A 14,093-nucleotide genomic window follows, 5' to 3' on the forward strand; every position below is an offset into this window, starting at 1 on the left:
GCCATGCGACGCGGAATTGTCGCGGCGTGTCTTCCCCTTTGGCTCACCGGTTGCGCCACCTTCAGCGAAGATCACGGCTTTGCCGCGGTGCAGGCGCACACCCGGGCGCAACTGGGCAAGGAAGTGCGCTGGGTGCGGGACGAGGCGGCGCAGAAACAGCTTGCCGAGGAAATCCGGCAGCGGCTGGCTGCGCCCCTTGCCATGGATGATGCGGTGCAGATCGCGCTCCTCAACAACCCGGGACTGCAGGCCACCTACGCCGAACTGGGTATCGCCGAGGCGAACCTCGTGGCCGCCGGCCGGCTGCGCAACCCGGGTTTCACCTTCACCCGCCTCACCCATGGTGACGGGGACGACCAGGGGGTCGCCATCGAGCGCAAGTTTCTCTTCGATCTGTTGGGGCTGTTGACGCTGCCGGTGCGCACTGCGCTGGAAGAGCGGCGTTTTGCGCAAACCCAGCAACGGGTGAGCCAGGAGGTGCTCAGGCTCGCCTGGCAGACCCGCCGCGCCTGGATCGAGGCGGTGGCGGCGGAGCAGGCGGTGCGCCAGCTCGAACAGGCGCGTGAGGCGGCGGATGCGGCGGGAATGCTGGCGAGCCGCATGGCTGCAGTGGGCAATATCAGCCGGCTGGATCAGATGCGCTATCACAGCTTCTATGCCGAAACGGCGGCGAGTCTTGCCCGGGCGCGCCAGCTTGCCCAAAGCAAACGGGAGAAACTGGCCCGCCTGATGGGGTTGTGGGGCGATGCCTTGAGCTTCCGCCTGCCGGAACAGCTGCCCGATCTGCCATCCATAACCGACGCCGAACAGGACCTGGAGGCAAAGGCGCTGCGCGAGCGGCTCGATGTCGCGATGGCCCGCCGGGAGGTGGAAGGGCTTGCCCAGTCGCTGGGGCTTACCCGCGCCACCCGCTTCGTCAACGTGCTGGAGGCAAGTTACCTGCGCAACACCGCCACTGGCGCATCGCGGGAGACCGGCTACGAAATCGAACTCACCATCCCCCTCTTCGATTTCGGTGAGGCGAAAGTGGCACGGGCGGAGGCGATTTACCTGCAGGCGGTGAACCGTCTGGCGGAAATCGCCGTCAACGCGCGCTCGGAAGTGCGCGAGGCCTACGCCGCCTATCGCACCGCCTACGATCTGGCGCGGCATTACACGGAGGAGGTCCTGCCCCTGCGCAAACGCATTTTGGAAGAGATGCTCCTGCGCTACAACGGCATGCTGATCAGCGTCTTCGAACTTCTAGCGGATGCGCGCAGCCAAGTGGCCACGGTGCAGGCCGCCATCGAGGCGCAGCGGGATTTCTGGCTCGCCCAGGTGGATTTGGAAGCGGCGCGGCGGGGCGGCGGGGTGCGCGGTGTGGCTTTCAACCCGGCGACATCCGCGCCCGAGGCGGACAAACACTGAATGAGGAGTCCCATGATCACACGCAGAACATTTTTGCAGACGGCCATGTTTCTGGGCGGCGGCGTGGTGGCCAAGGCGGCCCTGGCCCGAATCCCGGAAGAGGTGCGCATCACCGACCCCGCCACCCAGCCACCGCCCCCGCCGACTGCCGGTCCGCCCTACCGTCCCGTCGTCACCCTCAACGGCTGGAGCCTGCCCTTCCGCATGAACAACGGTTGGAAGGAATTCCATCTGGTCGCGGAGCCGGTGGTGCGGGAACTGGCCCCGGGCATGGTGGCTCACCTGTGGGGATACAACGGCACCAGTCCCGGCCCCACCCTCGAGTGTGTGGAAGGGGACCGGGTGCGCATCTTCGTCACCAACCGGCTGCCCGAGCACACTACGGTGCACTGGCATGGCATGCTGCTGCCCAACGGCATGGACGGCGTGGGCGGGCTCACCCAAGCCCACATCGAGCCGGGCAAAACCTTTGTCTATGAGTTCGAGGTGAAGAAGTCCGGCACCTTCATGTATCACCCCCATGCGGACGAGATGGTGCAGATGGCCATGGGCATGTACGGCGGTTTCATCGTGCATCCGCGGAACGTCAACGAGCGCCGTGTGGACCGCGACTTTCTCTTCATCATGAATGCCTATGACATCGAGCCTGGCAGCCGCACGCCGCGCGTTGCCACCATGCTGGAATTCAACCTGTGGACTTGGAACAGCCGCGTCTTTCCCGGCATCGACCCCTTCGTCGTGCGTCTGGGCGACCGCGTGCGCATCCGTTTCGGCAACCTCACCATGACTAACCATCCCATCCACCTGCATGGCTATCACTTCGAAGTGACGGGCACCGACGGCGGCTGGGTGCCGAAGTCGGCCCGCTGGCCGGAGGTGACCGTCGATTGCGCGGTGGGCCAGATGCGCGTCATCGAGTTCGACGCCGTGCATCCGGGGGATTGGGCCATCCATTGCCACAAATCCCACCACACCATGAATGCCATGGGGCATGCGGTACCCAACCTGATCGGCGTGGAACAGTCCGGCATCAGCGAAAAGATTGCCAAGCTCATCCCGGACTACATGGCCATGGGTAGCCGCGGCATGGCGGAAATGGGTAGCATGGAAATGCCCCTGCCCGACAACACCCTGCCCATGATGACGGGGCAGGGACCCTTTGGTCCGCTGGAGATGGGCGGCATGTTCAGCGTGGTGAAGGTGCACCCCGACGTGAAACCGGGCGATTACCGCGATCCCGGTTGGTACAGCCATCCGCCGGGAACGGTGGCGCGGGAGTGGACGGGGCAGGCGCCGGCCATCGAGCGCAGCGCCGCCGGGACGGACGAGCCCGCCTGGCGGGTACGCAAGCCCACCGGGCACGGCCACCACTGAGGAGGTTTAGCCGTGAAAATTCTGACCGCAATCATGATTGCCCTCTGGGCATCCACTCCCGTCCACGCCCACAGCGGGGAAAAGCACGGCGCATCGGCGCAAACGGAGGGGGGGCATGCCGCCGCGCTGGGTCAGCCGGGCGATGCGGCCCAGGTGACGCGCACCGTACGGGTGAGCATGAGTGATGCCATGCGTTTTGCGCCGGCCCGCATCGAGGTTAAACAGGGGGAGACCATCCGCTTCCGGGTGGAGAACCGGGGCAGACTGCGCCACGAAATGGTGTTGGGCACCCTGGCGGAGCTCAAGGCCCACGCCGAGCTCATGGCGCGCTTTCCCCACATGGAACACGACGATCCCAATGCCGTGACGGTAGAGCCCGGGCAGACGGGAGAGTTGATCTGGCAATTCACCCATCCGGGTACTTTCCACTTCGCCTGCCTGGTCCCCGGTCATTTCGAGGCCGGCATGCGGGGTACCATCATCGTGCGGGCAAACGAGCCCGCTTCTTCGAGGAGGAAGCCATGAAGGTGATTGAGACACTCGTTTTGGTGACTCTCTTGGGATCGCCGGCCGCCTATGCGGCCGATCAGCCGGCGGCCGCCGTGGCGGCCTCGCCGCTGGCGGAGGGGGAGGTGCGCAAGGTGGATAAGGCGGCCGGCAAGCTCACCATCCGGCATGGTCCGCTGGAGAACCTGGGTATGCCGCCCATGACCATGGTTTTCCGCGTCCGGGATGCCGCCATGCTGGACCAGGTGAAACCGGGCGACCGTATCAAATTCCTGGCGGAAAAAATCGATGGCGCCTACACTGTTACTCAGCTCAAGGTCGTCGCGCCGTAGTTCTTGCTCATATCACACCGAGGAGATTGCCATGAAACGTCATATTGTGTTTTCCAGCCTGATTCTGTCCATTCTGGCGTTCCAACCCATACTGGCGGACGACGCGCACCACTCCGACCAGAAGGCGGGGCAGGTTGCGCGTGACACCGAGCAGGCCATCCAGAAGATGCAGACCCATGCCAAGCGTATGCAAAGCCTGCTGGAGAAGATGGCCAAGAGCAAGGACCCGAAAGAACGCCAGCAACTCATGCAGGAATACATGAAAACCCTGCAGGAAAACGCCGCCATGGCGCAAGGCATGATGGGCATGGACTGCCCCATGATGGGATCCGGAATGGGGCAAGGCATGGGCATGGGCATGGGTATGATGGGCCAAGGCATGGGCATGATGGGTGGCGGTCAGGGCGGCATGGGCCCCGACGCCATGATGAACCGCATGCAGATGCTGGAGAAGCGTATGGACATGATGCAGATGATGATGGAGCAGATGTCCAAGGGGCAGCCTGCCGCCCCGGCCGCCAAGTAGCGCGTCGTTCAGGGAGCGGACATGCACTACTTCGGATGGGAAGGCGGCATGGGCTGGGGCGGCCTGTGGATGGTGTTGTGGTGGGTCCTGCCCGTGATTGCCGTCGCAGCGCTGGTGATGTGGCTGGGGCGCGCGGATCGGCGCGGGCTGGACAAGACTGCGCTGGACATCCTGAAGGAACGCTATGCGCGCGGCGAGATCGACAAGGCCGAGTTCGAGCAGAAGCGGCGTGACCTGGAAGTCTAGGGCGCAAGATCACAGGCAATGTCGTGCATGCTCACGAACCGCCTACCGCCCGGCGCCGCTATGGGCACGACTGTTTGCAGTGATCGACACCCTGGATGCCATGACAACCGACCGTCCGTATCCCAACGCGCTGTCCTTCGATGACGCCAAGATGGAAATCCGCCGGCTGTCCGGCAGTCAGCTCGATTCCGTCGCGGTGCAGGCATTCCTGGCGGAAGAGCCGACGCTGCGCGAAATGGTGGCGCGCAAATGCGGTGACGCGCCGCCGATTTCCTTGCCGGGCTGAAGGCGCGCCATGGTCACCGATCCCGTATGCGGCATGCGCGTTAACGTACAGGATGCGGCCGGCAAGCTGTCCTATCAGAGCAAGGAATACTTCTTCTGCTCCGATCGTTGCCTGCTTCTGCGCGCTGGGCATCGCCACGCTGGCGGCCTGAGTGGTGGGTGTCGGCAAGGGTGCGGAGGCCGGCATCCTGATTCGCGGCGGCGAGGTGCTGGAGCGCGCCAAGAGCCTGACCACGGTCGTGTTCGACAAGGCCGGTACGCTCACCCGCGGCGAACCCAACGTCACCGACATCGTACCGCTGGGGGCTCGACGAAGGCGAAGTGCTGCGGCTCGCAACGGCGGTGGAGGCGGGCTCGGAGCATCCGCTGGGGGAGGCCATCGGGCGCGAGCTGGGGCGGCGGATGCGGGCCGTACAGTAGGCGGGGGAATCATGACCCGCGCGGTGATCCGGCGCGGGCACGCCCCCGAGCGGAGCGCAGCGGATGTCTGCGCGGTTGACGCATGAAAGGCTTGTTGCCTAAGCTGATCTTATGATGCGCAAGAAAACCCGTCGCTGGGTCGGCCTGCTCTGCGCCACCGTGCTGGTGTCAAGCCAGCTCGCCTTGGCGGCGCATGACTGCCCGCTTGCCGCGCGGGCGCCCGTGGCGATGGAGATGCCCGCTGACTGCACCGGGGAGATGGACGATGCGCGCTCGCCCTTGTGCCTGGCCCATTGTGCCCAGCCTGCGCAGTCGAATCAGGCGTCGTCGGTCGACCTCCCGCCCCTGATCCTGACCGGTCTGTGGATCCTGCCCACAGAGACGGGGACAGAACCTGCTTTGCCGGCGCGCGCTCGCGGGCCTGCGGTGGAACAGGCCGGCGCACCGCCTCCGCTTTATCTCCGGCTCCAGGTTTTTCGCAACTAGGCTCACCCCGGTGAGTGCTGGGCGTGCCGTCCGCGGCACGCCGTCTCGTCAACCGTGGTGGAGCCATCATGTTCACGCATTTCCTGATTTTTCCGGCCAGGTATTGGCTGTTCCTTCTCTCCTTCATCGCGCTGGTACCGGTCAGCCATGCCCTTTCTTTCGAAGAGGCGTTGCGTCTCGCGCAGGCGAGGGCACCCCAGGTGAGGGCCGCGGAGGACAGGCTAGCTGCCGCACGTGCAGTGGAGAAGGCGGCGGCTGCGTTGCCCGATCCGAAACTCGTCCTGGGCTTGGACAACGTTCCGGTGGACGGTCCCGACGCGTACAGCCTCAGCCGCGACTTCATGACCATGCGACGCATCGCGTTGATGCAGGATGTTCCCAACCAGGCCAAACGCGAGGCGCGCGTCGCCGCGGCGCGTGGCCAGGTGGCCGTGGCCGAGCTCGAGGCCGAGGTGGCCCGGCTGACCGTGTTGCGCGAAGCCGCGGTGGCCTGGATCGCCCGCCATACCGTGGAGCGCCAGTTGGCGCGCATCGATGCGCTTTCCGAGGAAAACCGCCTCTTCGAAGCCGCGGTGCGTGCCCGGGTGGCAGCCGGGAGTGCTGCGCCGACTGAAGTGGTGGCGCCGCGCCAGGAAGCGGCGCTGATCGCGGAACGTCGTGATGAATTGCTGGCACGCCGCAGCCAGGCCATCGCCGCCCTCCGGCGCTGGATCGGCCCGGCGGCGGACGAACCGCTGACGGGGCCGGCGCCGGATTGGCCGTTGGCGCCGGAGTTGCTGATGCACCGTCTGCACCGGCATCCGGAACTGCGTGTTTTCGATGCGCGCTCCCGGGTCATGGATGCCGAGGTGGCAGCAGCGCAAGCCGAAAAAAGGCCGGACTGGTCGCTGGAACTCGCCTACCAGCAGCGCGGGCCGCAGTTCAGCAACATGGCCTCCGTGCAGCTCCGCTTCGATCTGCCCCTGTTTCCGGGCGCGCGTCAGGATCCGAGGATCGCTGCCAGGCAGGCTGAACGTGCGGCCCTGGATGCGGAACGTGACGCTGTCTTTCGCGAACACAGGGCAGCGCTGGAAGCCGACCTGGCCGATTATCTGCGGCTCAGTCAGGCGCTCAGGCGGCAGCGCGAGGTGCTGCTTCCCTTGGCGGAGGAGAAAGTCGCCCTGGCGCTGGCAGCGTGGCGCGGCAACCGGGCAAGCCTTGCGGACCTGATCGCAGCGCGACGGGAGCGCATCGAAGCCGAGCTGCGCGCCATTGCGCTGGAAGGCGAGCGACTTCAGCTCGCGGCGCGGCTGCGCTATGCCTATGCCGAGGACACAGGAGAACAAAAATGAGGCCGCTGAACAAAATCCTTGCGCTGCTGCTCATCGCTGCGGGCCTGCTGGCCCTGGGCGCCCTCGCGGGCGGCTGGTGGGTGCGTCACACCGGCGAACGCAAGCCGGCCACACAGGGCGCTGGCCCACAGCCCGGGGGCGAACGCCGGGTGCTGTACTGGTACGACCCGATGTTCCCCCAACATCATTTTGACCGGCCAGGCAAATCGCCTTTCATGGACATGGAGCTGGTACCGAAATATGCCGACGAAGGGGAAGGGTCCGTCGGCGTGAAGATCGACCCGTCCCTCACCCAGAATCTGGGGATACGTCTGGCGACAGTGAAACGTCTTCCGCTGGCGAGCGAAATTCACGCGGCCGGGCTCGTCGGATTCAATGAACGTGCCGTGGCGGTGGTGCAAACCCGGGTCGCCGGTTTCGTCGAACGTGTCTGGCCGCTCGCCCCGGGGGATGTGGTGCGCGCGGGACAGCCGCTGGCGGAGCTCTTGGTGCCGGAATGGGCGGCCGCCCAACATGAGTGGCTTGCCATCCGTTCCAGCGGGGATGCGGGTCTTGCCGCCGCCGCACGCGAGCGCCTGCGCCTGTTGGGCATGCCGGAGCGCATGATTGAGACGCTGGAGCAGAGCGGCGTGGTCCAGTCCCGATACACGGTCACCGCGCCCATCGACGGCGTGCTCCAGGCGCTCGACGTGCGCACCGGCATGACGCTGATGGCAGGGCAGACACTGGCGCGTATCAATGGACTGGCCACGGTGTGGGTGGAGGCGGCCGTGCCGGAGGCCGTGGGGGCTTCTGTCGCGGTGGGCAATCGGGTGCAGGTGACGGTGGCCGGCGTGGCAGTCCCCCTCGAAGGGCACATCACCCACATCGTGCCGGTGCTGAACGAAGCCACACGCACTTTGCGGGTGCGCATCGAACTGCCGAACCGGGACGGGCGTTTGCGGCCTGGCATGTCGGCCCGGGTCACCCTCCGCAACGAGTCGGCGCAGACGGCACCCGCCGTTCCCACCGAGGCCATCATCCGTACGGGCCAACGCACGCTGGTGATGCGGGCGGAAGAGGATGGACGTTACACGCCGGTGGAGGTGTCGGTCGGTGAGGAAATCGGCGACTGGACGGTCATCACCGCCGGCCTTGAGGAAGGTCAGAGAATTGTGGCCAGTGGCCAGTTCCTGATCGACTCGGAAGCCAAGTTGAGCGGTGTGATCGCGCAACCGGCCAGGGGAGAGGCGGCCTTGCATGCGGCAGAAGCCACGATCGATGACATTGCCGGCGGGGAAATCACGCTCACCCATGGGCCCTTCCAGACTCTTGGCATGCCGGGCATGACCATGAGCTTCGCCCTGGCGCGGCCGGATGTCGCGCGCGGGTTTGCGCGAGGCGATCGGGTCAGGGTGTTCGTGCGGCAAACAGCCGATGGCCTGGTGGTCGAGCGGCTGGAGAAAATGGGAGGCAAACCATGATTGCGCGCCTGATCCGCTGGTCGGTCGCCAATCGCTTCCTGGTGCTATTAGGCACGCTGTTTCTTGCCGCGGCTGGCCTCTGGTCGGTCATAACGACGCCGGTGGATGCGCTGCCGGACCTGTCGGATGTGCAGGTCATCATCCGCACCAGCTATCCGGGACAGGCGCCACAGATCGTCGAGAACCAGGTCACTTATCCGCTCAGCGCCACCATGCTCTCGGTGCCGGGCGCCAAGACGGTGCGCGGCTTCTCCTTTTTTGGCGACAGCTTCGTCTATGTGCTGTTCGAGGACGGCACCGATCTCTACTGGGCGCGGTCGCGGGTGCTGGAGTACCTCAATCAAATCCAGGCACGACTGCCGGCCACGGCGCGCACCAGTCTGGGCCCGGATGCCACCGGCGTCGGTTGGATCTACGAGTACGCGGTGGTGGACAGGACCGGTCGGCATGATCTGTCGCAACTGCGGGCGCTGCAGGACTGGTTTCTGAAATTCGAATTGAAGACCCTGCCCAACGTGGCGGAGGTGGCCACGGTGGGCGGTATGGTCAGGCAGTATCAGGTCGTGCTCGATCCGGTGAAACTGGCCGCGCTTGGCATCACCCAGGCCGAGGTGAAGGACGCCATCGGCAAGGCGAATCAGGAGAGTGGCGGATCCGTCTTGACCCTCGGCGAAGCCGAACTGATGGTACGCGCCAGCGGGTACCTGAAATCGGCGGCCGACTTCCGGGCCATTCCGCTCAAGCTGGTGAACGGTGTGCCCGTTGTCCTCGGCGACGTGGCGACCATTCAGCTGGGGCCGGAGATGCGGCGTGGCATCGCCGAGCTCAATGGCGAGGGCGAAACCGTCGGCGGGGTGGTCATTCTGCGCAGCGGCAAGAACGCCCGCGAAACCCTTGCGGCGGTCCATGCGAAGCTGGAACAGCTCAAGGCCAGCCTGCCCCAGGGCGTGGAGATCGTCACCACCTACGACCGCAGCAAGCTGATCGACCGCGCGGTGGAAAACCTCACCCATAAACTCATCGAAGAGTTCATCGTCGTCGCACTGGTATGCGCCTTGTTCCTGTGGCATGTGCGGTCGTCGCTGGTGGCCATCATCTCGTTGCCGCTGGGCGTGTTGACCGCCTTCCTCGTCATGCGCTACCAGGGGGTGAACGCGAACATCATGTCGCTGGGCGGCATTGCGATCGCCATCGGGGCGATGGTGGATGCGGCCATCGTCATGATCGAGAACGCCCACAAGAAAATCGAGGCCTGGCAGCATGCGCATCCCGGCGAGACGCTCAAGGGGGAGGCGCACTGGGAAGTGATGACCGAAGCGGCGGTGGAAGTGGGGCCCGCGCTGTTCTTCTCGCTGCTGGTCATCACCATCTCGTTCGTGCCGGTGTTCATGCTGGAAGCGCAGGAGGGCCGCCTGTTCGGCCCGCTCGCGTTCACCAAGACCTATTCCATGGCCGCGGCGGCCGGTCTGTCGGTGACGCTGATCCCCGTGCTGATGGGCTACTGGATACGTGGCAGGATCCCCGCAGAGGCGAACAACCCCATCAATCGCTGGCTCATCGGCGCCTACCGGCCACTGCTGGAGGCGGTGCTGGCGCGGCCGAAGACGACCCTCACGGCGGCGGGCCTGCTGTTTCTCACGGCAGCCTGGCCGATCAGCCGTCTGGGCGGCGAATTTCTGCCGCCGCTGGACGAAGGCGATCTGCTCTACATGCCGTCGGCGCTGCCCGGGCTGTCGGCACAGAAGGCCGCCGAGTTGCTGCAGCAGACGGACCGCCTGATCAAGACGGTGCCCGAGGTGGCCAGCGTGTTCGGCAAGGCCGGCCGCGCCGAAACCGCCACCGACCCGGCGCCGCTGGAGATGTTCGAGACCACCATCCAGTTCAAGCCCCGTGAACAGTGGCGGCCCGGGATGACGCCGGAGAAACTCGTGGAGGAACTGGATCGGGTCGTCAGGGTGCCGGGGCTCGCCAATATCTGGATTCCGCCCATCCGCAACCGCATCGACATGCTGGCCACCGGGATCAAGAGTCCCATCGGCGTCAAGATTTCCGGCGGCGACCTGGCCGCCATCGACCGCATCGCCCAGCAAGTGGAGACCGTCGCCAGGAAGGTGCCGGGCGTCTCGTCCGCTCTGGCCGAACGGCTCACCGGCGGTCGCTATGTCGATATCGATATCGATCGCGCTGCGGCCGCCCGCTATGGACTCAATATCGCCGATGTGCAAGCGGTCGTGTCCGGCCTCGTCGGCGGCGAAAACATCGGCGAGACGGTGGAAGGCCGGGCACGCTACCCCATCAACCTGCGTTACCCGCGCGAATGGCGCGACACTGTCGGGCGGCTGACACAATTACCCATCGTCACGCCCCTCGGCAGCCAGATCACCTTAGGGATGGTGGCCCGCATCACGGTGGTGGACGGCCCGCCCATGCTGAAAAGCGAAAACGCGCGCCCGTCGGGCTGGGTGTATGTGGATGTGCGTGGTCGCGACCTGGCTTCGGTGGTGGCGGATCTGCGCGCCGCGGTCGCGCGCGAGGTCAAGCTCGAACCCGGCATGAGCCTGGCCTACTCGGGGCAGTTCGAGTTTTTGCAGCGCGCCAATGCCCGTCTGAAGGTCGTCGTGCCGGCCACGCTGCTGATTATCTTCGTGCTCCTGTATCTCACCTTCCGGCGCCTTGACGAAGCCCTGCTCATCATGGCCACGCTGCCCTTTGCGCTCACCGGAGGAGTGTGGTTCCTGTACCTGCTCGGCTACAACCTCTCGGTCGCCACCGGTGTCGGTTTCATCGCGCTCGCAGGGGTTGCTGCCGAGTTCGGCGTGATCATGCTGCTCTACCTCAAACACGCTTGGCAGAAGCGCGTCGAAGCCGGCCTGCAAACCGAAACCGCACTCCTGGAGGCCATCCGCGAAGGCGCCGTGCTGCGGGTGCGTCCGAAGGCCATGACGGTGGCCGTGATCATCGCCGGCCTGCTGCCGATCCTGGTGGACAGCGGCACCGGCAGCGAGATCATGAGTCGCATCGCCGCGCCCATGGTGGGCGGGATGGTGACTGCGCCGCTGATGTCGCTGCTGGTGATTCCTGCGGCGTATCAGCTGATGCGGCGGCGCGCTTCGCGGGGAACGGCGGACGGCTCGCCCGTCTTTACGCGTTGTGCGATGTGCGCCAGGGCCTGTTCCACCTGATCCACCAGGATCAGACAAAGGTCACCCGGCTCAAGACGGTCGAGGGCGGTATCGATGGCGGCGAACTCGCCACGGATTTCGCTGATGTTGTCGGTGCGCCCCGTTCTGGCCAGCCCCTCGCGCAGGAGGGCGAAGGTTTCCCCCGGTTGGCGGCCGCGCAGGCAGGCATCCTCAAAGAGGAGGATGTCGTCGAAGGCGCGGCCGATCACTTCTGCCTGCTGCCGGATGTCCTCGTCACGCCGGTCACCGGCCACGCTGATGACGATGCTGCGCCGGCGTGCGGGCATGGCCATCACCGCCTGCACCAGCGCCTGCAGGGCATCGGCGTTGTGGCCGTAGTCGGCAATGACGGTGGCACCGCGGTGGTCAAAGATATTGAAACGGCCGGGAACGGTCGCCGCATCGGAAGTGAAGCTGGCAAGCCCGCGCCGGATGACCTCCCAGGAAAGACCAAGGGCCCACGCGGCGCCGATGGCGGCCATGGCGTTTTCCACCTGGAAGCCGATGCGGCCGTTGTGCGTTAAGGGGATCCCGGCAAGGGGGAGGCGCAGTTCGAAATCGCCCTCGACGACGACGATATCCTCCCCTTCGCGGAACACCAGGCGTTTGCCCTGCGCCCGTTGCGCAGCGGCGACAGGGTGGTGCATGTCCTGGGCGAAAAAGGTGACGCTGCCGGGGCAGTGGCTGGCCATCGCGGCCACACGGGGATCGCAGGCATTGAGCACCGCCACCCCGTCCGGGGAGACGTTCTGCACCACTACCCGTTTGACCACGGCCAGCTCATCGGCGTTGGTGATGAAGTTCATGCCCAGATGGTCTCCGCTGCCCACGTTGGTGACCACGGCCACCTTGCAGCGATCGAATCCCAGTCCTTCCCGTAAAAGCCCCCCACGCGCGGTCTCCAGCACGGCTGCATCCACGTCGGGATGCATCAGCACATTGCGCGCGCTCTTGGGCCCGCTGCAGTCCCCGCTGTCGATCTGCTGGCCGTTGACGAACACGCCATCGGTGAGGGTCATGCCCACGCGGAAGCCGGCCGTGGCGAGCAGATGGGCGATGAGGCGGGTGGTGGTGGTTTTGCCATTGGTGCCGGTGACCGCCACCAAGGGGATGCGCCCGTCTTCACCCGGCGGGAACATCCAGTTGATGATGGCTTCGCCCACCGGCCGGGGTTTGCCGAAGGAGGGGGCAAGGTGCATGCGCAGCCCCGGCGCGGCATTGACCTCGACGATGCCGCCGCCCTGTTCCTCCAGCGGTTTCATCACCGTCTCGCAGACCACGTCCACCCCGCAGATGTCGAGCCCCACCATCTGTGCCGCCTCCACCGCGCGGGCGGCCACTTCCGGATGCACATCGTCGGTGACATCGGTGGCGGTGCCGCCGGTGGAAAGGTTGGCATTGTTGCGCAGCAGTACCCGACGGCCCTTTTCCGGCACGTCGTCCAATGTCAGGCCCTGCAGGGCGAGCTGGGCGAAGGCGATGTCATCCAGCCGGATTTTGGTGAGCAGGGTGGCGTGTCCTTCGCCGCGTCGCGGGTCGGCATTCACCAAAGCCACGAGCTCACGCACGGTGTGCACGCCATCGCCGATGACATGGGGTGGTTCCCGGCGCGCGGCGGCCACCAGGTGATGGCCCACCACCAGCAGCCGGTGGTCGTGACCGGGAATGAAGCGCTCCACCATCACTTCATCGCCATATTGGGCCGCCGCGGCAAAGGCGCGCAGAAATTGTTCGCGGTCGGTGACATTGACCGTGACGCCTTTGCCCTGATTGCCATCCCGTGGCTTGACCACCACCGGCAGCCCGATGGACAGCGCCACCTGCCAGCCGGTCTCGGCATCCCGCACCGGCCGGCCGGCGGGCACAGGCACCCCCGCCGCTTCCAGGAGCATCTTGGTGAGGTCCTTGTCCTTGGCGATGTCTTCGGCGATGGCGCTCGACCAGTCCGTCTCTGCGGCCTGGATGCGCCGTTGTTTCGATCCCCAGCCAAATTGCACAAGACTGCCTTCGGTCAGGCGCCGGTAGGGGATGCCGCGGGCCACCGCGGCCTGGACGATGGCGCCGGTGGACGGGCCCAGGCGCACGTCTTCGTCCAGCTCCCGCAGTCTGTGGAGCGCCGCAGCCAGGTCGAAGGGTGTATCGGCGTGGGCGGCGCGCAGAAGTGTTTCGGCGAGTTCCAGGGCCAGGCGCCCCACCCCCTCCTCGGTATATTCGAACACCACCTGGTAGCGGCCGGCCTCCGGCGTGACCGCGGTGTGGCAGAAGCTCACCGGACAGCCGGCCTGGGCCTGCAGGGCCAGGGCGGCGAAGCCCAGGGCGTGGGCGAGGGAGACTTCGCCTTCGAAGCCGATGGGATGCATGGGGCCGATGTCGGGGAAGCGTGCCCGCAGGCGGCTTTCGAAACCGGGCAGGTGGTTGATGTTCCGTTCCTGCGGCGGGCAGAACACCAGGGCTTCGATGGAGGTGTGCCGGCTCCACACATTGGGCCCACGCAGGGCGCGAACGCGCTCGATTTCCATGTCTGTCTCCTTGAT

13 protein-coding genes are annotated in these 14,093 nt (G+C 65.9%); 12 read left to right on the forward strand and 1 reads right to left on the reverse strand.

Translation table 11 applies throughout. The features are described 5' to 3' along the window. The first annotated feature begins 3 nt into the window (after nt 1-3). The 12 genes from K6T56_03375 to K6T56_03430 all read left to right on the forward strand — a co-directional run bounded on the left by K6T56_03375 (nt 4) and on the right by K6T56_03430 (nt 11,559). Nucleotides 4-1,407 carry a TolC family protein gene (locus K6T56_03375; protein MCL6555386.1) on the forward strand — a complete coding sequence of 468 codons (1,404 nt, stop codon included), beginning with the start codon at nt 4-6 and terminating at the stop codon, nt 1,405-1,407. Nucleotides 1,408-1,419: 12 nt separating this feature from the next. Next, nucleotides 1,420-2,781, forward strand: a complete 1,362-nt coding sequence (locus K6T56_03380) for a copper oxidase (protein MCL6555387.1) — start codon at nt 1,420-1,422, stop codon at nt 2,779-2,781. Between the two features lie 33 nt (nt 2,782-2,814). Beyond that, nucleotides 2,815-3,306, forward strand: a complete 492-nt coding sequence (locus K6T56_03385; GenBank protein ID MCL6555388.1) for a cupredoxin family protein — start codon at nt 2,815-2,817, stop codon at nt 3,304-3,306. Beyond that, complete coding sequence (locus K6T56_03390) at nt 3,303-3,620, forward strand: copper-binding protein (protein MCL6555389.1); 318 nt, start codon at nt 3,303-3,305, stop codon at nt 3,618-3,620. Before K6T56_03385 ends, K6T56_03390 begins: the two co-directional genes overlap by 4 nt. A gap of 31 nt (nt 3,621-3,651) precedes the next feature. After that, entirely contained in the window at nt 3,652-4,146 is a 495-nt protein-coding gene (locus K6T56_03395; GenBank protein MCL6555390.1) for a hypothetical protein, read from the forward strand. Between the two features lie 21 nt (nt 4,147-4,167). Next, complete coding sequence (locus tag K6T56_03400) at nt 4,168-4,392, forward strand: SHOCT domain-containing protein (protein MCL6555391.1); 225 nt, start codon at nt 4,168-4,170, stop codon at nt 4,390-4,392. 79 nt (nt 4,393-4,471) lie between these two features. Continuing rightward, nucleotides 4,472-4,678 carry a hypothetical protein gene (locus K6T56_03405; protein ID MCL6555392.1) on the forward strand — a complete coding sequence of 69 codons (207 nt, stop codon included), beginning with the start codon at nt 4,472-4,474 and terminating at the stop codon, nt 4,676-4,678. Nucleotides 4,679-4,687: 9 nt separating this feature from the next. Then, nucleotides 4,688-5,176, forward strand: coding sequence for a YHS domain-containing protein (locus K6T56_03410; GenBank protein ID MCL6555393.1), 489 nt, complete (start codon nt 4,688-4,690; stop codon nt 5,174-5,176). 32 nt (nt 5,177-5,208) lie between these two features. Further along, nucleotides 5,209-5,583, forward strand: a complete 375-nt coding sequence (locus tag K6T56_03415; protein MCL6555394.1) for a hypothetical protein — start codon at nt 5,209-5,211, stop codon at nt 5,581-5,583. A 14-nt stretch (nt 5,584-5,597) separates the two neighbouring features. After that, complete coding sequence (locus K6T56_03420) at nt 5,598-6,914, forward strand: TolC family protein (protein MCL6555395.1); 1,317 nt, start codon at nt 5,598-5,600, stop codon at nt 6,912-6,914. Continuing rightward, a complete protein-coding gene (locus K6T56_03425) occupies nt 6,911-8,377 on the forward strand; it encodes an efflux RND transporter periplasmic adaptor subunit (protein MCL6555396.1) in 1,467 nt (488 codons plus the stop codon). The genes K6T56_03420 and K6T56_03425 overlap by 4 nt, the downstream gene beginning before the upstream one ends. Then, nucleotides 8,374-11,559 carry an efflux RND transporter permease subunit gene (locus K6T56_03430; protein MCL6555397.1) on the forward strand — a complete coding sequence of 1,062 codons (3,186 nt, stop codon included), beginning with the start codon at nt 8,374-8,376 and terminating at the stop codon, nt 11,557-11,559. The genes K6T56_03425 and K6T56_03430 overlap by 4 nt, the downstream gene beginning before the upstream one ends. Here the strand turns inward: K6T56_03430 and cphA are convergent. After that, on the reverse strand, nt 11,466-14,078 hold the full coding sequence (gene cphA, locus K6T56_03435; protein ID MCL6555398.1) for a cyanophycin synthetase: 2,613 nt from the start codon (nt 14,076-14,078) through the stop codon (nt 11,466-11,468). The two genes, K6T56_03430 and cphA, sit on opposite strands and share 94 nt — an antisense overlap. Between the last annotated feature and the right edge of the window lie 15 nt (nt 14,079-14,093).

The sequence above is a fragment of the Burkholderiales bacterium genome (genome assembly GCA_023511995.1).
In the GTDB taxonomy this organism is placed as follows: Bacteria; Pseudomonadota; Gammaproteobacteria; order Burkholderiales; family Thiobacteraceae; genus Thiobacter.

Excerpts from the sequence above, each read along its gene's own strand:
- K6T56_03390 (MCL6555389.1), top strand. The coding sequence starts at position 3,303 with ATGAAGGTGATTGAGACACTCGTTTTGGTGACTCTCTTGGGATCGCCG.
- K6T56_03385 (MCL6555388.1), top strand. The coding sequence starts at position 2,815 with ATGATTGCCCTCTGGGCATCCACTCCCGTCCACGCCCACAGCGGGGAA.
- K6T56_03430 (MCL6555397.1), top strand. The coding sequence starts at position 8,374 with ATGATTGCGCGCCTGATCCGCTGGTCGGTCGCCAATCGCTTCCTGGTG.
- K6T56_03380 (MCL6555387.1), top strand. The coding sequence starts at position 1,420 with ATGATCACACGCAGAACATTTTTGCAGACGGCCATGTTTCTGGGCGGC.
- K6T56_03410 (MCL6555393.1), top strand. The coding sequence starts at position 4,688 with ATGGTCACCGATCCCGTATGCGGCATGCGCGTTAACGTACAGGATGCG.
- K6T56_03400 (MCL6555391.1), top strand. The coding sequence starts at position 4,168 with ATGCACTACTTCGGATGGGAAGGCGGCATGGGCTGGGGCGGCCTGTGG.
- K6T56_03415 (MCL6555394.1), top strand. The coding sequence starts at position 5,209 with ATGATGCGCAAGAAAACCCGTCGCTGGGTCGGCCTGCTCTGCGCCACC.
- K6T56_03375 (MCL6555386.1), top strand. The coding sequence starts at position 4 with ATGCGACGCGGAATTGTCGCGGCGTGTCTTCCCCTTTGGCTCACCGGT.
- K6T56_03395 (MCL6555390.1), top strand. The coding sequence starts at position 3,652 with ATGAAACGTCATATTGTGTTTTCCAGCCTGATTCTGTCCATTCTGGCG.
- cphA (MCL6555398.1), bottom strand. The coding sequence starts at position 14,078 with ATGGAAATCGAGCGCGTTCGCGCCCTGCGTGGGCCCAATGTGTGGAGC.
- K6T56_03425 (MCL6555396.1), top strand. The coding sequence starts at position 6,911 with ATGAGGCCGCTGAACAAAATCCTTGCGCTGCTGCTCATCGCTGCGGGC.